General features: G+C 67.9%; 22 protein-coding genes and 1 tRNA gene. 12 read left to right on the top strand and 11 right to left on the bottom strand.

Features of this window, described 5'->3' with window-relative positions:
* Positions 1-52: 52 nt before the first annotated feature.
* Positions 53-634: a hypothetical protein gene (locus tag ACXJKB_RS12150; RefSeq protein WP_457188651.1), complete on the bottom strand. Its 582-nt coding sequence runs from the start codon at positions 632-634 to the stop codon at positions 53-55.
* A gap of 117 nt (positions 635-751) precedes the next feature.
* On the opposite strand from ACXJKB_RS12150, the gene ACXJKB_RS12145 reads away from it, so the two are divergent.
* From ACXJKB_RS12145 to ACXJKB_RS12130, 4 genes are all read left to right on the top strand, one after another.
* On the top strand, positions 752-1648 hold the full coding sequence (locus ACXJKB_RS12145) for an RNase H family protein (RefSeq protein ID WP_457188649.1): 897 nt from the start codon (positions 752-754) through the stop codon (positions 1646-1648).
* Positions 1649-1675: 27 nt separating this feature from the next.
* Positions 1676-2983, top strand: coding sequence for a vWA domain-containing protein (locus ACXJKB_RS12140; RefSeq protein WP_457188647.1), 1308 nt, complete (start codon positions 1676-1678; stop codon positions 2981-2983).
* 114 nt (positions 2984-3097) lie between these two features.
* Positions 3098-3976 carry a helix-turn-helix transcriptional regulator gene (locus ACXJKB_RS12135; RefSeq protein WP_457188645.1) on the top strand — a complete coding sequence of 293 codons (879 nt, stop codon included), beginning with the start codon at positions 3098-3100 and terminating at the stop codon, positions 3974-3976.
* Positions 3976-4977 (top strand): helix-turn-helix transcriptional regulator, encoded by a 1002-nt coding sequence (locus ACXJKB_RS12130; protein WP_457188643.1) that lies wholly within the window; start codon positions 3976-3978, stop codon positions 4975-4977. Before ACXJKB_RS12135 ends, ACXJKB_RS12130 begins: the two co-directional genes overlap by 1 nt.
* Positions 4978-5132: 155 nt before the next feature.
* Here ACXJKB_RS12130 and ACXJKB_RS12125 read toward each other — a convergent pair whose 3' ends face one another.
* On the bottom strand, positions 5133-5651 hold the full coding sequence (locus tag ACXJKB_RS12125) for a hypothetical protein (RefSeq protein ID WP_457188641.1): 519 nt from the start codon (positions 5649-5651) through the stop codon (positions 5133-5135).
* A gap of 189 nt (positions 5652-5840) precedes the next feature.
* Between ACXJKB_RS12125 and ACXJKB_RS12120 the strand changes: the two genes are divergently transcribed.
* A complete protein-coding gene (locus tag ACXJKB_RS12120; RefSeq protein ID WP_457188639.1) occupies positions 5841-7310 on the top strand; it encodes an SIR2 family protein in 1470 nt (489 codons plus the stop codon).
* 8 nt (positions 7311-7318) lie between these two features.
* Here the strand turns inward: ACXJKB_RS12120 and ACXJKB_RS12115 are convergent, their stop codons facing one another.
* The gene (locus ACXJKB_RS12115; protein WP_457188637.1) at positions 7319-7906 is read right to left on the bottom strand and encodes an NUDIX hydrolase; all 588 of its coding nucleotides are present in this window, start codon (positions 7904-7906) and stop codon (positions 7319-7321) included.
* Between the two features lie 168 nt (positions 7907-8074).
* Between ACXJKB_RS12115 and ACXJKB_RS12110 the strand changes: the two genes are divergently transcribed.
* The 5 genes from ACXJKB_RS12110 (at position 8075) to ACXJKB_RS12090 (ending at position 13206) form a co-directional block, all read left to right on the top strand.
* Positions 8075-9019: a T3SS (YopN, CesT) and YbjN peptide-binding chaperone 1 gene (locus ACXJKB_RS12110; protein WP_457188635.1), complete on the top strand. Its 945-nt coding sequence runs from the start codon at positions 8075-8077 to the stop codon at positions 9017-9019.
* Positions 9019-9798, top strand: coding sequence for a hypothetical protein (locus ACXJKB_RS12105; RefSeq protein ID WP_457188633.1), 780 nt, complete (start codon positions 9019-9021; stop codon positions 9796-9798). Before ACXJKB_RS12110 ends, ACXJKB_RS12105 begins: the two co-directional genes overlap by 1 nt.
* A gap of 35 nt (positions 9799-9833) precedes the next feature.
* Positions 9834-11339: an ADP-ribosylglycohydrolase family protein gene (locus tag ACXJKB_RS12100; RefSeq protein WP_457188632.1), complete on the top strand. Its 1506-nt coding sequence runs from the start codon at positions 9834-9836 to the stop codon at positions 11337-11339.
* A gap of 49 nt (positions 11340-11388) precedes the next feature.
* Positions 11389-11979, top strand: coding sequence for a hypothetical protein (locus ACXJKB_RS12095; RefSeq protein ID WP_457188630.1), 591 nt, complete (start codon positions 11389-11391; stop codon positions 11977-11979).
* 87 nt (positions 11980-12066) lie between these two features.
* Positions 12067-13206 (top strand): SPFH domain-containing protein, encoded by a 1140-nt coding sequence (locus ACXJKB_RS12090; RefSeq protein WP_457188628.1) that lies wholly within the window; start codon positions 12067-12069, stop codon positions 13204-13206.
* A gap of 39 nt (positions 13207-13245) precedes the next feature.
* On the opposite strand, the gene ACXJKB_RS12085 is transcribed toward ACXJKB_RS12090, so the two are convergent.
* The 4 genes from ACXJKB_RS12085 to ACXJKB_RS12070 form a co-directional block, all read right to left on the bottom strand.
* Positions 13246-16488: a UvrD-helicase domain-containing protein gene (locus ACXJKB_RS12085; protein ID WP_457188626.1), complete on the bottom strand. Its 3243-nt coding sequence runs from the start codon at positions 16486-16488 to the stop codon at positions 13246-13248.
* Positions 16481-19357, bottom strand: a complete 2877-nt coding sequence (locus ACXJKB_RS12080; protein WP_457188624.1) for a PD-(D/E)XK nuclease family protein — start codon at positions 19355-19357, stop codon at positions 16481-16483. Before ACXJKB_RS12080 ends, ACXJKB_RS12085 begins: the two co-directional genes overlap by 8 nt.
* A 67-nt stretch (positions 19358-19424) precedes the next feature.
* Complete coding sequence (locus tag ACXJKB_RS12075; RefSeq protein WP_457188622.1) at positions 19425-20393, bottom strand: PGN_0703 family putative restriction endonuclease; 969 nt, start codon at positions 20391-20393, stop codon at positions 19425-19427.
* 120 nt (positions 20394-20513) lie between these two features.
* Positions 20514-21413 carry a hypothetical protein gene (locus ACXJKB_RS12070; RefSeq protein WP_457188620.1) on the bottom strand — a complete coding sequence of 300 codons (900 nt, stop codon included), beginning with the start codon at positions 21411-21413 and terminating at the stop codon, positions 20514-20516.
* 264 nt (positions 21414-21677) lie between these two features.
* Here ACXJKB_RS12070 and ACXJKB_RS12065 point away from each other — a divergent pair, with 264 nt between their 5' ends.
* Positions 21678-22103, top strand: a complete 426-nt coding sequence (locus tag ACXJKB_RS12065) for a hypothetical protein (RefSeq protein WP_457188618.1) — start codon at positions 21678-21680, stop codon at positions 22101-22103.
* Positions 22104-22225: 122 nt separating this feature from the next.
* Here the strand turns inward: ACXJKB_RS12065 and ACXJKB_RS12060 are convergent, their stop codons facing one another.
* From ACXJKB_RS12060 to ACXJKB_RS12045, 4 genes are all read right to left on the bottom strand, one after another.
* Positions 22226-22924: a tyrosine-type recombinase/integrase gene (locus ACXJKB_RS12060; RefSeq protein ID WP_457188616.1), complete on the bottom strand. Its 699-nt coding sequence runs from the start codon at positions 22922-22924 to the stop codon at positions 22226-22228.
* Positions 22925-23116: 192 nt separating this feature from the next.
* A complete protein-coding gene (locus ACXJKB_RS12055; protein ID WP_457188614.1) occupies positions 23117-23461 on the bottom strand; it encodes a hypothetical protein in 345 nt (114 codons plus the stop codon).
* Entirely contained in the window at positions 23458-23658 is a 201-nt protein-coding gene (locus ACXJKB_RS12050; protein WP_457188612.1) for a helix-turn-helix domain-containing protein, read from the bottom strand. Before ACXJKB_RS12050 ends, ACXJKB_RS12055 begins: the two co-directional genes overlap by 4 nt.
* 222 nt (positions 23659-23880) lie before the next feature.
* A tRNA-Arg gene (locus ACXJKB_RS12045) sits at positions 23881-23953 on the bottom strand.
* 205 nt (positions 23954-24158) lie between these two features.
* Between ACXJKB_RS12045 and ACXJKB_RS12040 the strand changes: the two genes are divergently transcribed.
* Positions 24159-25997: a phosphoenolpyruvate carboxykinase (GTP) gene (locus ACXJKB_RS12040; RefSeq protein ID WP_457188610.1), complete on the top strand. Its 1839-nt coding sequence runs from the start codon at positions 24159-24161 to the stop codon at positions 25995-25997.
* Positions 25998-26025: the final 28 nt, after the last annotated feature.

Here is a 26025-nt window from a genome sequence, read left to right as displayed (position 1 = left end):
TGCGCAACCGTTCCGGGACGGTGATGCCTCGCGTCGAAGAGAAGTGGCTCGATCATGGCTGCCTCCTATCGAGATGACGACTGGATACGACAGTGTCGTCGGTCGCCGTGAGCAGGGCTGACGGAAGATCAGGGTCTGACTGGGCGGGAAGCAGGGCGATACCCGCGTCCTCGTATGCCGCGGCGGGGTCGGGTCGCTTGTGTGCATACCCCTTCACCCTCAGCTCCGCATCCTCCTCCTTCGTGACCCACGCGATCCACATGTGGTCGTCGATCACTTCGAGCACCTCGGCAGTCGATTGCGCTGAACCGAGCCTGTGGACGAACCACGAGATCGGCGTCATGTGCTCGTAGGTGAAGATCTTGTAAGCGTCGATCTTCTTCTGGGAGTGCCAGGTCGCAGCCAATAGGTCGACGTCCATCGATCTTGCGATCTCGGAGGCAGCCTCGCTGATGCGTGGCAGGCGCGCAGCGGGCACCAAGATGTCGCACAGCTTGCGGAGCTCGATGCTGGTCGACTCCCGCAGCCTGCTTCGCTGGTGGCCATTCAGGTCTAGATCGTGCAATGCGTGGCACTTGTGCAGTAGCCCAGCTGTGAAGGGCTCGACGAGCGAGGCGAAGTATGGAGTAGCCATGGTCACCACCTAGGTCCGTGTGCAGTCGAGTCGATCATCTATCGGCTCTTCTCTCTAGCGATTGATTCGGACCCCCGTCGCACAGTACGGATACCCGACGCCGACGAAGGAGGAGAGATGGCCGAGCGGATCGCACTGTCACTCAATCCCGACTTCGCGTCGGGCCGGTGGGCCTGGAGCCTCATGGGGGAGAGCTTCGGGTCCACCGGGTCGGTCCGGGCGCACGGCCGGGAGGACGCCGTCGTGTGCGCCCTGGCGGCTGCCTACCCCGCCCTGCAGCGGGCAGTCCCGGTCGAGGTCGTCGTCTCCTTGCCGCCGACCGCACAGCTGTGGTCGTGCGCCGCCGAGGTCTCGGCGCTCTTCGCCGGCGTGACGCTGATGCCCTACACCGAGACGGACTCGACGCTGCGCTCCGCCGCCATGCGGGCACTCAACCCGTCGCCGCCCTTCGTGGCCCCGCCGGCGGACGCTCTCACCGTTGCCACCGACGGCTCGGCGACCCGTGGCCGCATCGGCTGGGGCTGGCTGGCCGAGGACGGACGGCACGGCCACGGCACCGAGGCACCGTCGACCAGGCTGTGCGTCCGGCGCAAGCACCCGGTGCTCGCCGAGCTCCGCGCCATCTCCGAGGCCATCACAGCGCTGCCCCACCGGGACCTCGTGATCCGCACCGACTGCCGGCCGGCGATCTCACTGGTCGAGGAGTGGATGGGCGGCGGTGACCGAGTGCCCGACGGCTACGTCGCGACCCACCACACCGCGGTCAAGCGCGGCGGGCTGCTGTGGATGCAGGAGCAGGTCCGCACGCAGGCGCCCCGACTCGACATCGGCTGGGTGCGCGGCCACGCCGGCGACCCGCTCAACGAGGGAGCCGACTCCCTGGCCAAGCTCGCCCGCCGCGCCGCCGAGGGCACCTGGGGGTTCACCGCCGCCGACGTACCCCAACGGGCCCGCGAGATCGCCGGCGCCTTCACCACCGCACACCAGACCACTCAGTCCCCCACCGCGGCCTGAGCTCCCTGACGATCCCTGGAGGATCCCATGAAGATCAACGCACTGCTCGACGTCAACGTCGTGGCCCACGAGGCCGAGGACGAGGTCGCCGTGCTCCTCGAGCTCGAGGCCCCGGCGGCGCTCGCCGACGCCACTCGCCCGCAGGCCTCGCTGCAGGTGGTCCTCGACCGCTCCGGGTCGATGCACGGAGCGCCTCTCGAGGGCGCCAAGAAGGCCCTCGTCGCACTGGTCCGTCGGCTCGAGCCGACCGACAACTTCGGGCTGGTCACCTTCGACGACTCCGCCCAGGTAGTCGTCCCCGCAGGTCCACTCACGGACAAGGAGGCCGTGATCGCGCAGATCCAGGGCGTGCGCGCCGGTGGCTCGACCGACCTCTCGGCCGGCTTCCTCCGGGGCCTGCGCGAGATCCGGCGCGTGATGCCCGTCGCGGGCGGCAAGCGGAGCAGCGGCACTGTCCTCGTCATCTCCGACGGCCACGTCAACGCAGGCATCAAGGACGTCGACGAGTTCGCCTCCGTGACCTCCAAGGCCTACGCCGACAACATCGTCACCTCGACCCTGGGCTACGGACGCGGGTATGACGAGACCCTGCTCACCGCGCTCGCACGGTCCGGCTGCGGCAACCACGTCTTCGCCGACGACCCCGATGCGGCCGGTGCCGCCATCGCCGGCGAGGTCGACGGTCTGCTCAACAAGGTCGTGCAGGCGCTGTCGTTGACGGTGCGTTTCGAGCCGGCCGTGGAGTTCCTGCGGCTCTACAACGATTTGCCCGCCCAGCAGATCGGCGACGGCCAGGTGATGATCGAGCTCGGCGACCTCTTCAGCGAGGAGACCCGCAAGGTCCTGCTCAAGCTGAAGGTTCCCGCGCTCAGCCAGCTCGGCCTGGCCCGGGTAGCCACCCTGGAGCTGGCGTACGTCGAGCTGCCCGGCCTGGTCGAGCAGGTCGTGTCCCTGCCCATCACAGTCAACGTGGTGCCCGGCGACGAGGCCGCCGGCCGGGTGCCCCACCCCAGCGTGCACTCCGAGGTGCTCTTCCAGGAGGCGCAGGACGTCAAGCGCCGGGCGTCCGAGGCGTTCGAGCACGGCATGTTCGACGTGGGCCAACGGCTGATCGGCGAGACCAAGGAGCGGCTGGCGCGCTCCTTCGAGGTCGCCCCGGAGAGCCTCAAGCCCGAGATCCGGGTCGAGCTCGACGAGGTGTCCCGCATGGAGCGGATCGGCCTCGACAGCGGCCCGACGGGCGCCCCGATGATGTCCAAGATGTCCCGCGACTCCTACCACCGGATGAACCGCAAGCGCGGCCGGAGAGTCGACCCCGATCAGGACGGCCGCTGACGGCGTACCCGACCGAATTCACCCGCGCCCGACCGATTCGGGGCACGATGGTCGGCGTACAGGCAGCCGAGCGGGGGAGACGCCATGCCACCAGGACCGAGTCCGGTCAAGGCGATGCAGCGACTGGCTCGCATCCTGGCGGTCCTCGACGATGCTGGTGTCGTCGGCGCGACCACGGACCGACTGCTCGAGGTTGCCGGGTACGGCGGACAGGCCGCACCGCAGGACCAGCTGAGCCTGGACCTCCGCAACCTGAAGACACAGGGCTGGCAGATCGAGAACCTGAATCCCAAGGGCGAGTCAGGCCGCTACCGGATGGTTAGCGGCGACAACCGCCTCCACGTGAAACTGTCACCGACCCAACTGGCCGCCCTCCAGCGTGCGGTCCTTCTTGCGGAGCGGGACGACCTCGCCAAGCGCCTCGGCGTCAGTCCTGCCACCCTCTCCGAGGGGATCGGCAGCATCCAGATCCGCAAGCCGAAGGGCGACAAGCTGTCCCTGGCGCTGCAGTCGGTGCAGCTGCGCAGCCGGATCCGGTTCACCTACAAGGGGACTCCGCGACTGGTGCACCCCGGGACGGTCCGCTTCCAGAACTACAAGTGGTATCTCAGCGGCGTCGAGGACGGGGCCGACCTCGTCAAGCACTTCGTCGTCAGCGAGATGAGCCACATCGCGCTGGACCGGCCGGGGACTGCCGCCGAGGTGCCCTCGGTCAGACGCATCCCCCTGCATCCGCTCAGGTGGCAGGTCGACGCGCCCACGCACATCACACTCCGCACGACGGCTGACTTCGTCCCCGACGTCGTCCGTTGGCTCGACGCGCCCGACTCCCAGGTCGAGCGCGATGGCGCAGTCGACCTCACCTACACCGTCACCCACCGACAGGCGTTCCGCGCCCGGCTCTACGTCCTCGGACCACGGGTCACCATTGCCGAGGGCGCCGAGCTGTACGACGAGATGCTCGCCGAGCTGCGCACGATGGCAGGGCTGTGATGGCGGGCCCGAAGTTCCTCCAGCGCCTCGCGCGCCTGCCCGAGGTCATCAACCTCCTGAGTGCCTACCCCGACGGACTGAGCCTGCGCAGGTTGGCGGGGCAGTTCGGGGTGGACGAGGAGACCATGCGCGAGGACCTTGTCACCTACCTCGAGCTGGAGTCCTGGGGATGGTCGTTCGACATCTTCCGCAAGCCCGCGCTGGAGTTCGTCCAGCCCGAGGGGGACGACGACCCGTCGGACGGCACCGCGCGCACCGTCGTACGGATCGTCCCGGACGCCACCCCCGGGATCGGAGCGGAGCACCTCTCTGCCGGAGACCTCGCCACCCTCTACACCGCCGGCACCGCGCTGCTGGAGGTTGACCCGGACGACGAGGACCTGGCCGGAGCACTCGCCGTGATCGCGGAGACGATGTACGGCGAGGCAGCCGCAACGCCGTACGTCGGCGACTGGACCCGTCACGTCAAGGACCTGCAGGACGCCCAGGAGCAGCGCCGCAGGGTCCGGATCGTCTACTCGCGTGCGTGGCGCCCCGGGGTGACCGATCGGGTCGTCGAGCCGCTGCGGTTGGTCCAGACGCGTCGGGGGTGGGAGGTCGACGCCGGGCCGGTCGGGCCGGAGGGCAACCTGCGCACCTTCCTGCTCTCCAACATCCGGTTGGTCGAGGTGCTCGACGAGGGCTTCGAGCCTCCGTCTGGCCTGGCGTTGTTGCTCGCGAAGCAGCGCGCGACCTCGACCGTCCGGATGGAGCTTGCCCAGGACGCCCGCTGGGCGGCTCGTCAGCACGCCGAGAGTGTCACCGTCGTCGGAGAGGACGAGGAGACCTTCACCGCCGACCTGGAGCTGCTGGCTCCCGTGGGGGAGCGGGTGGGTCTGATCATGCTGGCGAGTGGGCCGTCGACCCGCGTGATCTCACCGGGCGCGGTCCTGCCGGAGGCGATGGGGCTCGTCAAGGAGCTAATTGCCCACCAAGAATCCGCCGGCCGCCCAACGGCCTGACGGTCGACCTCACCACTCGGGCATGACCGGCTCGCCGCAGTTCGGGCAGCTCATCTGGTCGGCGCTGTCACCCTCGGGGACCTCACCCGTTGACGTGCAGTACTCGCAGATCCACTTGGCTATGGTCCGACGCTAGGTCACGTCAGTACGCCGCGTCAGCCCTTGGCGTCGAGCCTAGCGAGGTGGCTGTCCAGGATCGCCTGGATCTGCCTCACCTCCGGTGAGTCGGCGTCGAAGCCACACGCGGCCAGCAGACGCGCTCGCGCAGGGACGTACTTGCGCGCCATGAGGTCGCTCGCCTTGTCGGGATCTTTCGCGGCCAGGGCAGGGTTGCAGGTGATGTTCCAAGCGTTGTCGACAAGCTTGACCAGGCGACCGAGCGGGTGGGCACAGGCGCGGGAGATCAGCTCCTCGTAGGGCTCGTCTGCCTTCCCCTTTGACACGGACTCGACCGCTTCGACGATGGGCTCCAGGATCCCCCGCTCGCGCAGGTCTTCAGCGGTGAGGGGAGTGTCCTCGATGACGTCGTGTAGCCATCCGGCGGCCGCGACCTCCGGGCCGAACACGGCTGCTGCCTCGGCGATCGGCCGAAGGTGTGCGTCGTAGTAGTCCCGTCCGAGCTTGTCCCGTTGTGTCGCGTGCGCCTCAAGGGCGATCTCGCGTGACTGCTCCAACGCATTCCTTCTTTCAACTGATGCTCCGATGTGGACGCTACGGGCCGTCGTGACATCTGCGTAGCGGTTTGCGCCAGAAGGGAGACGAACGCTGGGGAGGGTCGGAATACTCCGACCATGACGCAACCTAGAGGACACGTCTTCGTGGTCCTGGGCCGAATCGAGTCCGTTGTGCACGACGTGGCAGTCGTGCCGACCTCGGACGGGTTCGAGTTTCGCCACTACTGGGGTGAACTGGTCGGGGACCATGCCCATCAACACAAGCCGGCCGGCTGGCCGGACCGGGGTTTCGGGCCCAGCAGAGTCGACCCCCGGTTGTGGTTCATCAGCGTGAGCGCAGACCGCGACTCGCGATTGAGGGTGATCCGGGAACGCATTGCCCGAGTCATTCGCGGAATCGTCGCTCAAGGTGTCCAGCCGGGCGCCAACCGAGAGAAGCCTCTGATCGCCCTTCCAATCATTGGCACTGGCGGTGGTGGATTGGACCGGCGGCGCGGCGAGGTCATCCGCGTGCAGCTCTCCGTATGCGCCGAGCTGGCAGCAGAGCACCAGGTCGACATCGCGATCATCACCCCGGATCGCGCGGCGCACGCGGCCGCGCAGTACCTGCGTACACAGTCCCGCTCGCCAGCGAACTGGAACCTCTCGCACGAGCTCCTCACCGAGGCAAAGCGGCTAGGAACGCTGGCCAGTACCGGTCAGCTGGCCCTCTTCGTAGGGGCAGGCGTCAGCATCCCTGCTGGACTCCCGTCATGGGACGACCTCATCAAAGAGCTCTCCGATGGCCGTCTGGAGGCCAAGGAGTCCACCTTGTCCGCACTCGACCAGGCCCAGCTCATCGAACTTCGCACCGAGCCGGGTGAGCTCGGCAGACGCGTCGCGGACATCGTGCAGCGAGCCAAGCGTCCGAGTCTCGCCCATACGCTGCTGGCGAGTTTGGGGTCGAAAGAGGTCGTCACGACCAACTACGACCAGCTTTACGAATCTGCCGTGGCTACCGTCGACGGTCGAGAGCTCGCCGTGATCCCGTGGCAGTCAGGCGGCACCGAGCGACCGTGGTGGCTCAAGATCCACGGTGACGTCGACGACCCGGATCACATCGTGTTGACCAGGCAGCACTTCGTGCGATTCGATGCCCAGACGCGACCGGCTGGCGCGATCCTCCAAGCACTGCTGATGACGCGGCACCTGCTGATCGTTGGAGTCTCCCTCAACGATGACAACATCGTGCGACTGGCGTACGAGGTCCAGGCCTACCGGAAAGCCCACAAGCTCGCGGGCACCTTCGGCACACTCCTGGACGTCGAGGCGGACCCGCTGCGCCAGGAGCTCTGGCAAGAGCAGTTGGAATGGCTGGCGTTACCCGGGAACGGCATCGTTGAGCGGGCGCGCGCTCTGGAGGTATTCCTCGACGCAGTGGCAGCCCACGCGACCACGAGTCGGGCGTGGCTGTTGGACAAGCGTTTCGAGGACCTCCTGAGCACTGCGAACGGTCGCCACAGGGCAAAGATGGCCCGCGCGCTATTCAAAGCGCTGCGCAAGGACTCCGTCACCTGGGCGCCGCTGTACTCGGTGCTGGAGGATCTCGGCGCCGCGTCCGAGTACCGTCCGGCGGAGGAGCGGAGACGTCGACGAGAAGGTCTCTCCGGCCCGTACTGACGTCCCGCTCACTTCGACTTCCGATAGAGCGTCGCCGGCCGCCCGCGCAGCCCATCGGAGACGACCACCTTGCCGTTGCGCGTCACCGGCTCGACGTACTCCCGCATCCGCCGGTTGAAGTTGTCCTTGTGCAGCTCGGCGCCGACGACGGCTTCGTGCACCTTGCGCAGCTGGCGCAGGGTGAACGGCGCGGGCAGGAAGCCGTCGGGGTCGGGATGGATGTCGACGTAGCGGTAGCGGATCTCGTAGCGCTCGCGCAGGGCGTTCACCGCGGCCGAGACGATCTCGTCGTGGTCGAAGAGCAGTCGTGGCTCCCCGCGGAGGCGGCCGTCGGAACCGACGGGAACCAGATCACCGGTGGCATCGAGCAACTGGACCTCGGGGAGCGACAGGGAGTGTGCGGCTGAGATCACCCAGCTGCGGTCGTCGCGGTCGGGGTCGTCGAAGAGCCGCAGCAGCCGGGGGCGGTTGCGCTCCGAGGGCTCGATGCCCACCTTGCGGCGGAGGACGTCGTCGACGGTCCGGTCTACCGTCCAGCGCTCCCGGATGAATCCGCCTGGCAGTGAGCGACCGTTGGGCTTGTGACGGTCCTGCACCAGGACCCTCAGTTCGGGGATTGTTTCGGAGGGTCGGCTTACGGTCAGCACAGCGACATCGACAGTCACACCGGGTCGGGGGAATGAGTCGAGGTCAGCCATGACCGACATATTAGCGCGATTCGCGTGCTAATCTTTAGAGACAATAGAGTGCTAAAGGAGACGGGGATGAACGAGATGAACCGCGGCGGGGACGCCGCCGACGAGACGGGGACGACCCGCGAGGTCGACCAGGGCTGGAGCCAGCTGGCGCAGAGCCTGGCCGATCACCTGGGGCGGATGACCTCGGAGGAGGACCACCTCGTCCTCGAGCTCCCCCCGGGCCACGACGGCGGGGCGACGCCGTACGCGCAGTTCGCCGGCTTCGGCAACGGACACATGCTCCGCGCCGAGCTCAGCGGTGACGTCTACCTGCCGCCCGCCAGCCGGCTAGGCGCCGAGTGGTGTGACGCCCTGCTGACGATGGGGTGGATGGGCAACGACGACGAGGAGCCAAACTGGTATGTCGAGCGCCCGCTCGGTGACGCCAAGGTCGTGGCTGGCCTCGTGGTCGGTGCGCTGCGCGAGGCGTACGGCGTCGCTCACCCGCTGCTGCTGACCTACCACGCGTGGGGACCGGCGGCTGCTGGAGCGGCCGGGCTGGGGCTGAGCGCGACCGAGGACGTCCCCGCCGAGCTGCCCGCTGCGCCAGACGGGCCGGTGGCGTTCATGTCCAGCGAGCGCGACGAGCTCGTGGAGTGGGTGGGCATGACCCTCGAGTCGAAGTACGGCGAGCGCCCCGCCATCGACAGTGACGGTGACTTCGTGCTCGCCCACCTCGACCAGCCGGTGTGGGTGCGGGTGCGACCGGACACCCCTGGTGTCGAGATCTTCGCTCGCGTCGCCCACAGCATCCACTCGCGCCGTGCGACGGCCTCCGAGCTCGCGGTCCTCAACCGCGACCACCCGTGGGTGAAGTGGACGCTGGAGGAGCGCACCGTGTGGCAGCGCATCGTGATCCCCGCACTGCCCTTCGCGCCCACGCACCTCGAGGCGATGGTCGATGTCTTCCTCGCGACCATGACGGCCACCCGCGACGACCTGGCCTTCCGCGTCGGTGGGCGGGTGGCGTGATGAGCGACAACGACATCCGGGCCCTGCAGCAGGCGGTGGAGGCCGAGATGATGGGCGGCCTCGGGGTCTCGCCCAGGGCGGCGATGGAGGTGGCCAAGAAGCGCAGGAAGGAGCGGCTGCTCGAAGCTCTCGCCACGGCCTCGGGCGCGGCGCTCGCCGCAGCGGTCGTGAGCCCTCTGGTCACGTTCGCCGAGTTGATCGAGGCGGGCCTTCCCCGCGAGGACCGGCTCGCCGAGCTCGCGATGCTCTACCGCGAGGACTGCCCTGTCGCCTTCCTGCGGGACTCGCGCTTCCAGTGGGAAGTCATGAAGGATCCGGCTCTGCCGGTCGTCCCCGCTCGCGCGCTGTTGGCGGCGAAGCCCTCGGCGCTGGAGATCAGTGTCCTGTCCCGGCGCAAGGACCTCAGCAGCAAGGAGGTCCAGCTGGCCGCCGTGAGGGGTCGCGCCCTGGCCAAGTGGCAGGGCAAGAGCGGCGGGGAGTACGCCGCGCTGCGATGCCTGCCGGCGGGCTGGCTGGAGCTGGCCAGCAACGGGGTGGACGACGAGGTCGTCGGCATCCTGCGCAACCCCAACTGCCCCGAGGCCGTCGTACGGCGGTTCATCACGTACGGCACAGCACGCGTCCGCCTCCAGGCCCTCCGAGCGACGCACGGACGAGACCTCGCCATCGAGTCGTCGCTGGTCGTCGCAGCTCGCGACCTCCCCATGACCGACTCGGCGAAGTTCCCCCACCGGGAGCGCGTCGTGTCGCTCGCCAACCGCATCCTCGCCGCCCGATGACGACGGCGCCCCCCATCTCGACAAGAGGAACCGCCATGACCGTCCGCCTCACCCCCGCCCAGGCCGACCGAGCCTGCGGCGTGCTCATCGCCTCCGCGGCCGGGGACGCCCTCGGCGCCGGCTACGAGTTCGCCAGCATGGCGCCCGAACTCGTGCCCACGATGATCGGCGGCGGCCTCGGCGGCTTCGCCCCCGGCGAGTGGACCGACGACACCTCACAGGCCGTGGCCATCGCCCGGGTTGCCGCCACTGGCGTCGACCTGCGCACCCGAGAGGCGCTCACGCAGATCGCGCAGGGCTTCGCCGACTGGTACGCCGGCGGCCCCGCCGACGTCGGCATCCAGACCTCCGCGGTGCTGAGCCACGCCGGGCGCAACCCGTCCGGTGCAGAGATGACCGAGGCCGCGCGCGTGGTGCACGAGCGCTCGGGCCGCAGCGCCGGCAACGGATCCCTCATGCGCACCGGCCCGGTCGCGCTGGCCTACCTCGACGACCCCGAGGGTCTCGTCGAGGCGGCGATGGCAATCAGCGCGCTGACCCACCACCAGGACATCGCGCAGGAGGCGTGCGCGGTCTGGTGCCTGATGATCCGCCACGCGCTGCTGCACGGCGACCTCCCGTCGTACGACGACATCGCGCCGTGGGTGCCCAACGGCGACGTGTGGCGCGAGCTGCTGCTCGAGGCCGAGTCGAAGCCGCCGGCGTCGTTCGCGCGCAATGGCTGGGCAGTCGGTGCCCTGCAGGCGGCGTGGTCGGCGATCGCCCACACGCCCGTGCCCGACCAGGGTGCCCCCTGCGGTCACCTCGTCGACTCGCTCACCACCGCGATCCGCATCGGCCACGACACCGACACTGTCGCAGCGATCGCCGGGGCCCTGCTCGGAGCGCGGTGGGGGATGAGCGCCGTCCCCGCCGCTTGGCGCCGCGTGCTCCACGGCTGGCCCGGGCTGCGCGCCCGCGACCTCGAGCACCTCGCCTACCTCGCCGTCCACCACGGCGCAGCCGGTAAGTACGGCTGGCCGCTGGTCGACCACATCGACTACACCCGCCTCCAGTACGGCCTGCCCGCGCTGGCCACGCACCCGCACGACGACGGCGTACTGATCTCCGGCGCGACTGTGTTGGACGAGGTCCCCGACGAGGTCGACGTCGTCGTCAGCCTCTGCCTGACGGGCCGGACCCAGGTGCCCGCCGGCGTGGAGCACATCAACTTCCGGCTGATGGACCAGGCCGAACCCGAGCAGAACCCCAACCTCGACTACGTCCTGATGGACGCTGCGCGGCTGGTCGCCGACCTCCGCGACGAGGGCAAGACCGTGCTGCTGCACTGCGTCGCTGCCCACTCGCGTACGCCGACGGTCGCCATCGCCTACTCCATGCTACGAGGCGTGGAGCTCGAGGACGCGCTGCCGGCTGTGTGTGGGGCGCTGCCGGCAGCGCGGCCGAACCCGGGATTCCGCGAGGCATTGCGGCGGCTAGCGTCAAGGAGAAGCGCGGCGCAGGGAAGCCGATTTGCGGACGCGAGGGATCGATCTAGGTAGCCTCAGTCCTGCCTTACTCACCATCGACCGAGAGCGCACCCCGACCCGCATGCTCAAGCTATTGTCCCGCATCCCGATTCAGAGTCGGAAGGGCGTCGCGAGCGGACTCATGTCAGTAGCCGGCATCGCGACGCTGTTCGGATTCGGCATGTTCATGATGGGCTCTGTGTCAACTGAGGAGAAGTGCACTGGTCATCTGTGGGCTAAAGAGTGCACGGAGATCGCCATCCCCTTGAGCGAACGACTTCCATTCCTGCTCATCGGAGTTGGGCTGGGCGTTGTCGTCCTCGGCTGCATGCTGTCAGCGCTCTACCTGTCGAGCACCCAGGGGCACCTGAAGAGCTACCAAGCCATCCTCACAGGCGTCGAGTCGATGAGTATCCAGCGGCTAGCGAGCATCGCGAACTCAAACCCTTCGAAGGTTCGCCGTGAGGTACAGGCGATGATCGACTCCGACATGATCGACGACTTCTACATCGATTACGGGACAGATCAAGTAGTCAGCAAGAAGTACATCCCGAAGACGTCGTACAAGACGGTTGTTACATGCCGGTCGTGCGGCGCCAACAACGAGTTGATCGTCGGCATCACACGTCCGTGCGCCGCTTGCGGCGAGCCGTTGGTACTGAACAGGCCCTGATTGATCGGACGCCTCGCCTAGGGTGCAAGAAAGGGGTGAGGCTCACCTCAAGCGTGAGCGCACCATTCGAGCGGAAGGCAGTAAGCGATGGGACTGATCAGCGCAGCAGTCGGTGCGGTCGGTGGAGCACTTGCTGATCAGTGGCAGGACTTCTTCGTGGCTCCTAGGTTTGATGAGCAGACCATCGTTGCTCCAGGCGTCTTCCAGCAGAGCAGCCGAGGCCGTGGTTCCAACCGATCCGCTACCGCCCATGTGATCTCCGACGGATCGCGCGTCGTCGTACCTGAGAACACTGCTGTCATCGTCACTGACGGCGGCCGGATCGTCAGCCTGTCGACCGAGCCGGGCTACTTCGTGTACCGGAACGACGGTCAGCCGTCGGTCTTTAGCGGAGTCGGGGTGTACCAAGCACTCGTTCGGGAGTCATGGGAGCGGTTCAAGTTCGGAGGTCAGCCCAGTCAGCAGCAGCTCATCTACTTCGTGAACCTCCGCGAGATCCGGAACCTCCGCTTCGGCACACCTGGGCTGATCCCATACAAGGACTTCTCGCTCGTCCCACAAGGTGCCGGCCAGGCACCGGTCCTGCGTCTCCGGGCGCGGGGTCAGTACTCGATCCGCGTCGTCGATCCCATTCGGTTCTTCTGCAACTTCCTCCCGGCGAGCACTCAGTTCTACTCGCTAGCGGACGAGGCTGCGAGCGGGCAATTGCGCCAGGAGTTCCTCACCGCGTTCCAAGCAGCCCTGCAGTCCTTGTCCAGGACAACCGACATCGCATCGCTTGCCTCCCAAGGCCCCCAGCTGGCGGCTGCCCTCACCAACGAGAGTGGGCCAGGCGGGTCATGGCTGGAGCGCTTCGGCCTCGAAGTGGTCGCCGCCGCGATCAGCACAGTCGAGTACGACGAGGCCTCGCGTGAGCTCATGGACAAGTACAACAAGGGCCTCATGCTCGGCGGCGGCATCGGGAATGCCTACACCCAGACCACGATTGCGGACGCGGCGATGGCCACGGCTGAGCGCGGAGAGGGCGGCGCCGGGATGATGGGACTCGCCATGGGCGTGGGTGCCATCGGGGGGACCATGTCGGGGCTGAGCCAGCCCGCCGCACCTTCGCAGCCTGGAACTGACCCGGTAGCTGTGTTGGCGCAGCTGAAGGCAATGCTTGATCAGGGACTCATCACGGCCGAGCAGTACGCCGCGAAGCAGCGCGAGGTCCTCGACCGCATGTGAGTGGGCGTCGCGCACGGCCTCTGACCTCACTGCGGTCCATCAGACCTCTGCAAGGTAGCTCCCCTGTGGGTGCAGGAACAGCAGCCTCGCCCCGACCCTCCGACCGGTCGCGGCGGTGAGCATCTCGCGGTACGCCCCGAGCTGAGGTGCGTAGAAGGTGACCTTGTCGTCGAGCGTGTCAGGTCTGACGACGTCGGTCTTGTAGTCCACGACGACCAGGGTGTTGTCGTCCTCCTCGTAGAGCAGGTCGACGATCCCCTCGACGAGCACGCCGTCGAGGCCAGGAGCGCCGACGTAGGTCTCGCGCCAGTGGCGTCGGGTGGCGGCGTGCTGCACGACGTCGCTATTCATCGCTGAGCGCACCAGCTGTTCGACCACGTCCTCCAGCTCGGGGATGGCCTCGGCGACGACCTGCGCACGCACGGCGGGTCCGAGCCCGGCGCCCGTGGCGAGGTCGACCGTCTGCAGGACCCCGTGCACGGCGCGTCCCACCGCGGACCCATAGCGCCCCTTGGACCAAGGCGGGAGCTCGAGGTCCCGCTGGCCCTTGGCTTGTCCGGGATCCGCCTGCGTCAGCACGACCGCGGGATCAGTTCCCTCGAGTCCGGAGGCGGTGATGGCACCCGGACGCCGGCTCGCCTGCCGGGCGTTGGTGACTCCCTCGAGCCATGTGTCGAAGTCAGGTGGGGGAGTGACGGTCGCGGACACCACGCTGACGGACCGGTGCTGCCCGTCCCAGCTCAGGTGCTCGGCCCCAGCGACTTCGTGGGCCCTGGCGGATGCCAGCAGCTCTGCCGGCGTCAGGCGCTCGGAACCGCGGTCGATGCGATGCATGGACACCACGAGGTGGTCGCGGGCGCGGGTGGCGCCGACGTACATGAGGCGGATTCGCTCGTGGTCGTCCATCTGTTCGTCGAGCTCGGCGGCTTCCTCGAACGACACCTCGCGAAGACGGGAGCCGAAGCTGACGGCGTAGTCGGCGTCGGTCCACAGCAGGCGCACGCCGTACTGGGGACGCGGTTGGGTGGACATCCCCGACATCACCACGATCGGGAACTCGAGCCCCTTGGCTGCGTGGACGGTCATCACGCGGACCGCGTCGCTGTCGTGCTCGGGCAGGATCGCCTCCGAGACGCGTGCCTTCTCCTGGGCCTGGTGCGCCACCCAGTCGAGGTAGGCGCGCAGGCCGCCGTGCGAGACCTCGGTCCACGCGCGGGCCTGGTCCACGAGGAAACGGATCCGGCGCCAGGAGTCTCGCGTGCGTGGCTGGTAGGCAGCGAGCTCCAGGAATCGCCGGTCCACGACGATCCGGGCGAGGACTTCGCTCGGTGTGAGCCACCCTGCGGCGTTGTGCAGGGTCCGCAGGTAGTCCAGGCCCACGCCGACCGGGCCCCGTCTGACGCTCTCGTCGTCGACCTTGGAGAACAGGTTGATCCGGCCGCCGCCTCGTCGCCAGTTCCAGAGGTCGTCGTCCCCGCAGCCGAGGGCAGGAGTTCGCAGTGCGCCGACCAACGCGAGCCCGTCGGACGGGTCGGCGACCGCCCGGGCGATCATCAGCAGGTCGCGGACCTCAGCAGCCTCGTAGACCAGGGACATCGACTCGGCACGGAACGGGATGCCGACCAGGTCGAGGGCGTCCTCGAGCATCGGCATCGACGTGCGAGAGGGGAGGAGTACGGCGATGTCGCCGAGCCGCGCACGTCGCCATCGCTGCTCGCGCTCGTCGAAGACGGTCCACCCTTCACGCAACACTCGCGCAATCGCATCCGCCGCGTCAGCGGCCTCCGCGGCCCTGAGCTGGTCGGCTGTCACCTTTCCGTGGCTGTCCACCCCCGAGACGAGCACGGCAGGTCCCACCAGTTCATCGCCGGTCTCGCGGTGCGCCACCAGGAAGTCGTAATTGGGCTGCGCGTCCGGCTGGAACGCGATCAGCTGGCTGAACACCTCGTTGACCCACTCGACCACACCGGGCACGGACCGGAAGTTGGCCGTGAGGGTGGATGTCTGACCGATGACGTCCTGGGCACCGAGATAGGTCTTGATGCTCGCGCGCCGGAACCGGTAGATCGACTGCTTGGCGTCACCGACCACGAAGATGCGACCGTCGGGGACCTTGACCTCCCGCCAGTCGGACTCGTCCGCCTCGCGTCCGCCAGCGATACGCACGGCGATCTCGATCTGGATGGGGTCGGTGTCCTGGAACTCGTCCAGCAGGAGCCGTTGGTAGGTGTCGTGCAGCGTGGCGCGCACCTCTGCGTTCCGGGCGAGCAAGTCACGTGCCAGCACCAGCAGGTCGTGGAACTCGAGCCTGCCCGAGCGGCGTCGCTCGGCTGCCTCGGACAGGACCCGCTGCGCGCACCAGTGGGTGACGTGGCGCAGGCACTGGGCGACGATCCGCGCTTTGAGTTTCACGGCTGCCCCCACGACCTCGCGCAGCGAGTCGCGGACGGCCTTGGGATCTGTGCCGACCCAGTTGGCCTTGGAGCCACCACCGCCGGCCTTGAACCCTTCGAGGGCGGGGAATGCGCGCAGGGTCTCGTGCACGTCACCGGCGTCGAGCACCGCTCGCAGCAGCGCCTCGACCTGGTCGATCACCGGGAGCAGCTTGTCCGTCGGCTCGACGCAACAGGCGCGCAGCTCCAGGAGCTTGAGCAACCCCGTCTCGATGACCTCCGAGCTCGGCACCGTGATCGGCGTCGGTGGATTGCTCAGGACGTGCGTCTCGAGCCGGTCCCAGTCCTGACCAAGCAGGCGGACCAGCTGTCGGACGTGCTTGAGCTGCAAGCCAGCAGCGAGGCCGAGCGTGAGGGCCTCGGCGATCCCGTCGTCATCGAGCAGGTCGCGCTGGATGCGTGCCCAGCGCTCCTCGAAGGCGATCGAGGAGCCCACCTCGTCGAGCACCTCCAACGCCGGTGGAATGCCCGCTTCGATGGGGTGAGCGGTCAGGATGCGCTGGGCGAACGAGTGCAGGGTCCCTATGGCGGAGAGGTCGAGCTGCTCCAGCGCTACTTCGGCACGGCGTACGACGTCCGGGTTGCCGCTGTCGTTGATCACCTTCTCGAAGCGGGCGCGTAGCCGGTCTCGCAGCTCGGCGCCGGCCTTGATGGTGAAGGTGACCGTCGCGATGTGCTCCATCGGGACGCCGTCCTCGAGCACGAGCTGCGTGACACGCGAAACCAGTGAGCTGGTCTTTCCCGAGCCGGCCCCGGCCGTGACGAACAGGGTCTGGTCGGTGCGCTCCGCGATCCGCACGCGTTCGGCGAGGTCGGTCGGCTCAAGCATCGGTCACCTCGTTGTGCAGCAGGAGGGCAGTGAGCCGGCTCAGCTCGGGCTGCCCGGACTTGGCCTCCCATGCGCGTCGGAGGGCGCCGTACCCCAGGCCGTCGGGGTTGCAGAACGAGCATTGGACGAAGGCGAAGTCGTCGTCGCCGGGTGGGATGTTGGGGAAGTGCCCCGTGGCGATCGCCTCGGTCAGGATGTCCAGCACGCTCGCGTAGCGCCCCATCACCTCGTCGTCGACCACAAGATCGATCCGCTTGTCCTCCTTGTGGACGAACCAGTACGACGCTGTCACCGGGAGGTCGGTCTTCAGCGCCTGCTGAGCGGCGATGGCGTATGCCGGCAGCTGGAGCTTGGCGCCGTGCGGGATCGGGTCGTGCTGCTTGATGTCCTTGAATCTGCGGGTCGACCCAGTCTTGATGTCGGTGACGAAGACGCGGTCCGACGTGAGATCGACCTTGTCGGCGCTGCCCCGCATGAGCACGCGCCCTCCGTGGACGGAGACCTCGATCGGACGGGATCCGTCCATGCCGAAGGAGAGCTCGGCTGCCTTGATCTCAGCACCCACGTGGGCGCGCCAGTCGTTGTCGACGTCGAGCATGCTCGACAGCGTCGACAGAATCGTGGCCTTCTCAATGGCCCAGAGGCGCTGGTGTCCGGTGACGCCTCGGTGCTCGTACTGCTCGGCCTTCTGGTCGGCGAGCTCGAGCAGCACATTGCGGTGCTCGCTCGTCCACGGCTGGCCAGGACCCGGCAGGTCGTCGGCGAACTGCTTGGTCAGCTCGTCCATGCACTCGTGAATGAAGGTGCCCAGCTCGTTGGCCGGGATGGAGATGATGTCCTCGGGATTCGCGATGGGCTTGACCCCGAGCAGGCGCTCGACGAAGAAGGCGTGCGGGCAGCCGGCGTACTTCTCGAGCGCCGTCGGCGAGACGATGTCATCGGACACTCGGTAGTCGGGCAGTCCTTCGGCGCCGCTCAGGTTGCCGTCGAAGCGGGTGAAGTCTCTACTCTCGCGAGCGGCGAGGACCGAGCGAGCGTGTTCGGTGACCCGGTCCTCGAGCGTCTCTGCCCGCGCTGCGCGCACACGCCACTCCTGCTCCGTGGCGAGGCGGTCAGTGGTCTCGAGCTCTCCTGCGAACGAGCCGGCAGCGCTCACTCCTTGCGAGTACGTCGCCTCGGCCCACTTCGTTGCAGGCAGGGTGGGGTCACCGGCGAGGTCTCGCAGGGTGGGCAGGAGCCATCGGCTGGGGAGTCGCTCCCGGGTCTGCCTCAGGTCCCCACGCGGGAAGCTGGCGACGACGACGGGGGCGGCGGAGAAAGCATCCATCAGGTGCCGGCGTCCCAGCTCGATCCGATCCGCGAGCGTGGGCAGCTCGCCGTCGAGCTTGCGGCGGATCCGGTCCGGGAGGAGAGCGTTGTCGCTGGGGCTGCCAGGACAGAGGTTCTCGCTGAGGCCGACGACGTACACGGTGTCGACCGCCAGCCCCGGGGCGGTCGACAACGGGCCGACGTAGACGCCGTCCCCGAAGCGGCCGACCCGCGGCAGTGCCGACTCGAGGTCGACTCGCAGGATGCTCAGCAGTGTGTCGACCGATGGCACCGTCGAGGTGTCGTCGAGCACGCCCATTCCGCGCAACGAGAGCAGCAGGGTCCGTGCAGCATGCTGCTCCTCGGGTGGCAGCTTCATCTGGCGACCCTCGTCGGCGACGACGGTCTCGAAGAGCTTGGTGGCCCACGTGCTGACCTCGTGCCAGTCCGCGAACGGGCGCGACAGCTCGTCGCGCACGCGCAGTACGAAGGACTGCAGGGCCCGCGCGGATTCCGTGTCCCAGTCGCGGTCCTGGTTCTCGATCCACGACCCCAGCCGAGCGTCCCAATGGTCTCCACGGACGACTCCGGCCGCGCGTGACAAGCGTTCCCACCGTGCCACGGGGATGAGGTTTCCCTCGAAGTCTCGAAGGCTGATGCCACTCAGTGCTCGGAAGAGGTCCGAGCGCGGGACGTCGTTCTCGGCCAAGGCCAGGACGTCCAGGAACGCGCGGGCCGTGCCGCGCTCACTCACCGGCCGCGAGCCCGGACCGTTGATAGTGATGCCGGCATCGTGAAGCTGCTCGGCCAGCAGGCGAGCGTACGGCGTCCGGTCGCTGTAGAGCACGGCGACCGATTGCTGCTGCCCCAGGCTGGCCACCACCTCGCGTACGACGCACCTAACCTCGTCCTCGGAGTCGGAGGCATGGACCACGCGGGTCGCTGTGGTCTCAGTGATGCGTGGCTCCACCCGGACGAGGTCCTCGATCGCGTCGAGGAACCTACGCTGACGGTTGTCCAAGCGATCAGGGGCATAGAGCACCACGGTGCCGTCGATCTCCGCCACCCGCGCGGTGGCTGCCTCGAGCAGGTCGGCGGTGTCGAACCACTTCTCCCGGAGCGACGCGCGGACCTCGCGATGGAGTCGGATCAGGTCACCGGCGGGAGCGGGCTCGTCGGCGATGAGGTCGCGTGTGTGCTCGTCCACGTCGCGGAGCTGCGGGTGCACCTGGGTCAGCGCCGCCACCGTCGACGGGTGGTCAGCGACCTCTGCGAAGTCCCCGGGTGCGGCTGCCAGCGCCGTGCGCCATGCTGCCGCGCTGACCGCGCGTGTGGCGGGTCGCCTTGGGGCGAGGGCAGGCGCGCCCAGCTGCTCGGCCAGGCGATTGACGGTGGTCACCTGGATCGCAGCCACCCCACCCCGGCTCGCCAAGGCGCGACGCGCGGTGATCGCTGCGATGTTGGACGGAGCGAGGATCGTCACTGGGGCCAGGGGGTCGTCGCGCTTGAGCTCCTCCTCGACAGCGCACAGCTGGTCCAGCGCCGTCTGCCCCGTCCTCACGCTATCCACGATTTCACCGACGCGCGCCCGCTCTCAGGAACTCCTCCGAGCACGGGCCGCACCTCGGTCATCGGCCGTCGCCGTATCGTTCGATGTACTCCGGGCTGGTGATCTCGTCATCGAGGAACACCGCGGGGTCAAGAGCCACGAATCGATCCGGTCGGCGGATCAGCGCCTTCCACACCTCGGACACGGTGGTGCCGACGGTCCGATGGTCGGGAAGTGGCAGCGAGGCCTCGTAGCCGAGGTTCGCCGGCGACAGGACGTGCACCACCCGCACGACTGCAGCGTCGTGGGCGCGGGCCTTCTCGAGTCGATGCGCCAGCAATTGCTGTCGCATGAGCTGGTAGAACGGCTCGTGCAGCAGCGCGTCGAACGACACCACATCGCCGCGGAGCGGTCCCTCGGGGTCGAGGAAGTCGGTCTCGTACCTCCGGCGGCGTGTCTCGTCCGACCCGGAACGGGGACGCTGGGCCAGGTAGGACTCGGTGTACTTCCACTCCACCAGCGCCAGCTCGACGAGGCCGGCGCTCGTGCGGTAGCGGAAGGCTGCGTCCACGCTGGTGCAGCGGGTCCCCCTGCGCCGGGGTTCTCCCTTGCCCTCGTCGAAGTAGTCGGTCGGACCGATGTACTCGAAGGTGAGGAGGCGCTCTTCCTCGATGGGCAGGACCTCGGCGATGTCGAGGACGTGGCCGAAGGCGCGGGTGATGCGCTCGGGGTCGCTGACCATCCGGAACAGAGCGTTCGCGCATTGCACCTGCGAGTCGCGAAGGTGATTGCTCGGGCCGTCGCCGACGCTGTCGTGCCATGGGATGCCGAGCTCGGCGAACAGGGCGATGGCACCGTGGCGCACGTCGGGCAGCAGGTTGTGGGCCGCGAGATCGCGAGGCAGGAACAAGGGGAGCGGGCCGTGGTCCCTGCCATCGCGGTCGGTGTAGGTGCCGCCCACGCGCGCATCGCGCGGCAGCGTCTCGCTGGTCTTGAGCCAATGGATCTGACGCTTGTTCTGATCGGTGGCGTAGGGGTTCTTGTTCATGGTGGGCCGACCGTACGGCCGACCTCCGAATCATTGATCAGGGCCGCTGATGCTCCACCAGACGTCCGGAGAGCGATACCTCGTAGAACTTCATTTCGGGGTCGCCCACCCCGGCGTCGATCAGAGCGTCCTGGACGTCGTACATGCGCTTGATGAAGGCGGGATTGGCAATGCGCTGAAAGGCGACCGCCGGAACCACCTTTCGTTCCAGTTTCGGCAGTTGGAACTCCGGCGAACGCTGCCAAGCGCTCGGCGTTGTCCAAACATGCGCGTGACGGTGGCCTGCCAATCAGTATCGATTTCGACCCAATGCTGAAGCACCCGGGCGTACATGGTGGCTTGAGCTGCGACCCACGCGAGGGTGCCAACATTGCCAGGCTTCACCTCTACCGCCACCAATTGCCCGGCGGCGTCGAGCGCCAGCGCGTCACACTCCATCCCGAACTTGGTCGGTCGTTTGCCGGGGGCGGGCTTGGCCTTCTCTATGGCCTCCGCGAGTGGTCGGCTGAACTGGTCCCGTATCTTCTGCTTTGTCGCCGTGTCCTCGAAGGAGGGCACCACCTCCCGGTCGAGAATGACCCGCGAGGAGTCGCCAAGGAAGGCAGAGACAGCGGCCTGGACGACGCCCTCCTTGCTCGTGAATCGCTTCTCGGTCATCACGCGCGGGATCACCTGCTCGAGGTAGTCCTCCACATCGTTCCAGCGCGACCTCCACACTTCGACCTGAGCCGGCTGGGACCAGGCGTCCGACCATCCCTCCGACGCGCGAGCCCAGTGATCGTGGGTCTTGAGGGCCAGTCCCTTCGACTTCTTGTCGAGGATGTTGAGGACTGCGGTCATGCCGACGTAGACCGTGGCCCACTGAGCTCCCGACTTCACCTCCTTTCGAAACTGGAAGTCGATCGGGTAGCGGGCGGTGGTGTACTCCAGCAGGGACTCCGCCACCCCACCTTGAAGGAAGTACTTGAGGAACTCGTCGTCGACTGTGCGGTCGTACTTCAGGACATCAATCTTCGGCATGCGATTCCCTGGTGTTGGGTGGCGAACCGGCAACAGGGCGAGATATCACCGGTACGCGCCACTCTGCCACCGCGCGAGGCGATTCGAAACGGAAAGTGGACAACGCTGGTGGATTGCACGTCGCTGTCGCTGTCGCCGGCGTGCGCCGGCTGCGGCTCCCGCGGTTTCGCGCTTGATCCTGCCATGAAGGGAAAGCTGTCAGCCTTATGATCGCGCCTCTATCTGCTCGGACATCTGCCCGGGGCGGTCGATAGATTGTCGGCCGTGGCTACTGACAGACCATCGATAGCTGTTGGCGGGTACCTCGTCCCCGATGACTCCGTCCGCGTCAACAAGGCACCCGACTACTACGACCGCGTTCTTGCAGCGAACCCGCAGATCACACTGCACACCGTGCAGGTGGCTGCGGAAGCGATTGCGGGACCGATTTGTGAACGCCATCGAGTGGCAGGCGCCCGCTGGGACGCCAGCAAAGACAAATTCGTCTTCTCCAAAGGCAGCGACGCGAAGGTCATCAAGGATCGGTGGGCCGGGGGACTCCGATCGGCACTTGCTCGCCGGGCCGCGGATACCTCTGGCGGAGTGGACCGATTGGCAGCGGTCGAAGCGGCAGTGAAGCTTGCGCAAAGAAATGGTCACCACCGCGCGGCCGTGCTCGAGGCTGTCGAACGCGGGTTTGCAGCAAGGTAGCGCTGTGACCAGGTAAGGAACCCGACTCTGCCCTCAGATGCAATCCGCGTAGGGCGGCGCATCGCCTGTGGTTGATGTGCTGTTCCACCTTCTGGACCATGAAAGGCTCTGCGAGCCCATCGCTACTCGGCCCGACCAAACAGCACCCCACCCATCCGCGCCATGGCCTCGCGGCGCATCGGGTCGATGACGTGGGCGTAGCGCTGGGCGGTCCGGTGCTCGGTCCATCCCATGAGGTCCATGAGCGTCCGGGTGTCGACTCCGTTGGCGAGGAGCAGGGTGGCCGCGGTGTGGCGGGCGTCGTGGACGCGAGCGTCACGCACGCCGGCGAGACGCAGCACCTCCTTCCACTCAGCCCAGTCGCGTCGGGGGTCGATGGGTGCGCCGAACTCGGTGGCGAAGATCCAGTCCTCGTCACTCCACAGCAAGCCCGCGTGGAGGCGTTCGGCAGCTTGTGCTGCCTTGTGTGCCCGGAGGAGGGAAGCCAGGCCGGGCGGCAGCGGAATGGTGCGTGACCTGTTGTTCTTCGGGGTGCGGGTGACGAGGCCACGTTGCGTCCGCTCGGGACAACGGCCTCCCTGCTTGGTCCAACACGTGGGCTGGCCTTCGTCGTCGGGCTGGCAGCCGTGGCGGCCGGTCTCGCGGCGTAGGGCGCGACGTACGACCACGGTCTCGGCCTCGAGGTCCAGGTCGGTCCACTTCAGCCCGAGCGATTCGCCCTGCCGGAGCCCCAGGGACAGGGCGACGCTCCAGCGGGCGCCGTTGCGACGGTCGGCGACGGTCCGGAGGATGCACGTCGCGTCGCCGACGGTGAGAGGCACCACCTCGACCTCTGGGGCTTCTCGACCTGGACCTTCTTCGCCGGGTCACCGGCAGGCGGCCGGAGTCTACGGCAGCCGACAGGCAGGATCGCAGGACGCGGTGGGTGGCGGCGACGGTGTGCGCGCTGGCGCCCGCGCGCTTCATGTCGATGAGGCGACTCCGGATGACCTCCGCGGTCAGCGCGCTCAACTTCATCCCGCCGAGGTCGGGGAGAAGGTGAACCCGCAGCGTGGACCGGTAGCCGTCGATGGTCTTGGCCTTGTGCCGGCCAGCGGAAGGATGTCGTCGAGCCAGTGGGACGCCCACCAAGCGAGGGTCGTGTTCTGGCTCGAGTGGATGTACTCGCCTCGGTCGCGCTGCGCCTCGAGTCGGCGCAGCGCCTGGATGACCTCCCGGCGGGTCTTGCGCCGCAGGTGCTTCCGGTCGGGACGGCCGTCGGGGCGCCAGCCCATCGGGACGTAGACGTGCCAGAGGCCGTCCTTGCCCTGGTACGGCGTCGGGGTCGCCTGGGCCGGATCCTGGCGGGGGCGACTCATGCCGCGCCCTCCCCGGGCCTCTCGGCGCGACGGGACTCGATGTAGGCCTCGACGTCGCGGCGCAGGATGCGCGTCGCGTAGTTCATCTTCACGTACGGAAGGTCCCCGCGCCGGAGCATGCGCTCGATGGTGGAGCCGCTGAGCCGCAGGAGGGCCGCGGTCTCGCGGATGGTCAGGAGAATCGGTGTCTGGGTCATGACCAGCCCTGTGCCAGATACATCGGGGCTGCGGCCGCCGACGAAGGGAGGGTGCTGGGACATGTCTGAAGACTGCCGCGCCGAGATAACGGTGCCCTGCGGGGTTCTTGCACCATTCCTGCACCACCCGGACCGGGCGGCCCTATTGAAGTCGAGGGGAGCATCCGCGTCGGAAACGAGAAAGCCGCAGGTCAGCGAACTGACCTGCGGCTTCGTGTCCTGCGCGCCTGTAGGGATTCGAACCCCAAACCTTCTGATCCGTAGTCAGATGCTCTATCCGTTGAGCTACAGGCGCTCGTCCGTGCGGCCGATGCGGCTGCGAGGACTGGTCGAGAATAGCCGACACACTGCGGACGGGCGAAATCAGGGGAGGGGTCGCGCGGCTGGGACCTTCGTCGCGGAGTCGGGACTTCCGGCCCCGTCGCAGGCGCGGACGGTGCCCTATCGTGCCTAGCACCCGCACCGCGGCGAGGCACCGCCGCACGACGAGAGGGAGCGCGATGGCAGATCTCGAGGCAGTCATGGATGAAGCCGGGCTGACGAACCCGAAGGTCCGAGAGTTCGTGAGGGAGTACGCCGAGCTGACCGGCGCCGAGCACGTCGAGGTGGTCAACGCCTCCGACGACGCACGTCTCCTCGATGAGGCCGTGGCGGCCGGCGAGCTGCAGATGGCCGGCGAGGGTCGCTACTACTCCCGCAGCTACTACAAGGACACCGCCCGCTCCGAGGAGCGCACCATCGTCGCGACGAACAACGAGTCGGACCGGGGCGTCTACAACAACTGGCGCCCGGCCTCGGAGATGAAGCCGATGCTGCACGACCGGATGCGTGGCGCGTCCGAGGGCAGGACGATGTACGTCATCCCCTACCTGATGGCCCCTGCCGGCAACGTGCTCGCGCCGTGGGCCGCGGGCGTCGAGCTCACCGACACCCGCACCGTCGTGCTGCACATGATCCGGATGTCGCGCGTCGGGGTGCAGTTCGTCAACGATCTCGAGGACCCCGACTCGTTCGTCCGCGCCGTCCACGTGACCGGCGACCTCGAGCACCTCGGCCAGGGCACGTCCGCGGACCAGCGCTACTTCGTCACGGTCGCCGACGAGCGCACCATCCTGCACTTCGGGTCGTCGTACGGCGGCAACGCGCTGCTCGGCAAGATCGCGCACGGCCTGCGGCAGGGCGCGTACGACGGCTGGGCCAGCAAGAAGTTCCTCGCCGAGCAGTACATGCTCATCGGCATCCACGACAAGGAGACCGGCAAGGACTACCACGTCTGCGGCGGCTTCCCGAGCGCGTCGGGCAAGACCAACCTCGCGATGATGGCGGCTCCGGACGCGTTGGGAGACCGCTACCACGTGTCGTTCTACGGCGACGACATCGCGTGGCTGTGGGTCGACGAGGAGTCCGGCCGGCTGATGGGCATGAACCCGGAGTACGGCGTCTTCGGCGTCGCCAAGGACACCAACGAGACCACCAACCCCAACGCGCTGGCCTCGGTCGACGAGGGCACGCGGGCGATCTTCACCAACGTCGCCTACAACCCGACCACCGGTGAGGTGTGGTGGGAGGGTCGCACCAAGGAGAAGCCGGCCGACCGGCACGGGTGGCTGGACTGGATGGGATCGCCGATCGCGGATCGCAAGGAGGACGACTCGGCTCCGTGGGCCCATCCCAACAGCCGGTTCACGACGACCCTCGCCAACGTCCCCAACATCGCTCCCGACTACGACGCGCCCGTGGGCGTGCCGATCGACGCGATCATCTTCGGAGGCCGCACCCGTGACCGCGAGCCGTTGATCCGAGCGATCACCGACCTGGCCGAGGGCGTCTACGACGGACTCACGCTCGGTGCGGAGGCCACGTCGGCGGCCGAGGGCAAGGAGGGCGTCCTGCGTTACGACCCCATGTCCAACAGGCCCTTCATGGCCTACGGCGAGGGCGACTACGCCCGCCACTACCTCGACATCGTCGGGGCGGCGTCGGACCAGCCGATCTTCGCCCACGTCAACTGGTTCCAGCGCGACTCCGAGGACGGTCACTTCCTGTGGCCCGGCTACCGCGACAACCTGCGCCCGCTGCTGTGGCTGCTCCAGCTGAAGAACGGCGAGGTGGAGGGTCGGCGTACGGCTGTCGGGATCATCCCGACCGAGGAGGAGCTCGACCTCACGGGGATGGACGTCCCGGCCGCCGACCTCGAGCGGATCCTGACGATCGACAAGGAGCGGTGGCAGCAGGAGATGGGTTTCCGCGAGGAGCACCTGTCCCAGTTCGACCGGATGCCCGAGGAGATCTGGGAGGCGCACCGCCGGGTCGCTGCGGACCTCGACTCCACGGACTGAGTCTCGCGACGTCGCACGCGCCACTAGG

It is taken from the genome of Nocardioides sp. P5_E3 (assembly GCF_054049275.1).
Note: the sequence above shows the minus strand (reverse complement) of the source record. Positions and strands in the feature narration are given on the sequence as shown.

What these genes read in the sequence shown, in the direction of transcription:
- ACXJKB_RS12150 (WP_457188651.1), bottom strand. Translation starts at nt 634, where the DNA reads ATGGCTACTCCATACTTCGCCTCGCTCGTCGAGCCCTTCACAGCTGGG.
- ACXJKB_RS12145 (WP_457188649.1), top strand. Translation starts at nt 752, where the DNA reads ATGGCCGAGCGGATCGCACTGTCACTCAATCCCGACTTCGCGTCGGGC.
- ACXJKB_RS12140 (WP_457188647.1), top strand. Translation starts at nt 1,676, where the DNA reads ATGAAGATCAACGCACTGCTCGACGTCAACGTCGTGGCCCACGAGGCC.
- ACXJKB_RS12135 (WP_457188645.1), top strand. Translation starts at nt 3,098, where the DNA reads ATGCAGCGACTGGCTCGCATCCTGGCGGTCCTCGACGATGCTGGTGTC.
- ACXJKB_RS12130 (WP_457188643.1), top strand. Translation starts at nt 3,976, where the DNA reads ATGGCGGGCCCGAAGTTCCTCCAGCGCCTCGCGCGCCTGCCCGAGGTC.
- ACXJKB_RS12110 (WP_457188635.1), top strand. Translation starts at nt 8,075, where the DNA reads ATGAACGAGATGAACCGCGGCGGGGACGCCGCCGACGAGACGGGGACG.
- ACXJKB_RS12105 (WP_457188633.1), top strand. Translation starts at nt 9,019, where the DNA reads ATGAGCGACAACGACATCCGGGCCCTGCAGCAGGCGGTGGAGGCCGAG.
- ACXJKB_RS12100 (WP_457188632.1), top strand. Translation starts at nt 9,834, where the DNA reads ATGACCGTCCGCCTCACCCCCGCCCAGGCCGACCGAGCCTGCGGCGTG.
- ACXJKB_RS12095 (WP_457188630.1), top strand. Translation starts at nt 11,389, where the DNA reads ATGCTCAAGCTATTGTCCCGCATCCCGATTCAGAGTCGGAAGGGCGTC.
- ACXJKB_RS12090 (WP_457188628.1), top strand. Translation starts at nt 12,067, where the DNA reads ATGGGACTGATCAGCGCAGCAGTCGGTGCGGTCGGTGGAGCACTTGCT.
- ACXJKB_RS12085 (WP_457188626.1), bottom strand. Translation starts at nt 16,488, where the DNA reads ATGCTTGAGCCGACCGACCTCGCCGAACGCGTGCGGATCGCGGAGCGC.
- ACXJKB_RS12075 (WP_457188622.1), bottom strand. Translation starts at nt 20,393, where the DNA reads ATGAACAAGAACCCCTACGCCACCGATCAGAACAAGCGTCAGATCCAT.
- ACXJKB_RS12070 (WP_457188620.1), bottom strand. Translation starts at nt 21,413, where the DNA reads ATGCCGAAGATTGATGTCCTGAAGTACGACCGCACAGTCGACGACGAG.
- ACXJKB_RS12055 (WP_457188614.1), bottom strand. Translation starts at nt 23,461, where the DNA reads ATGAGTCGCCCCCGCCAGGATCCGGCCCAGGCGACCCCGACGCCGTAC.
- ACXJKB_RS12050 (WP_457188612.1), bottom strand. Translation starts at nt 23,658, where the DNA reads ATGACCCAGACACCGATTCTCCTGACCATCCGCGAGACCGCGGCCCTC.
- ACXJKB_RS12040 (WP_457188610.1), top strand. Translation starts at nt 24,159, where the DNA reads ATGGCAGATCTCGAGGCAGTCATGGATGAAGCCGGGCTGACGAACCCG.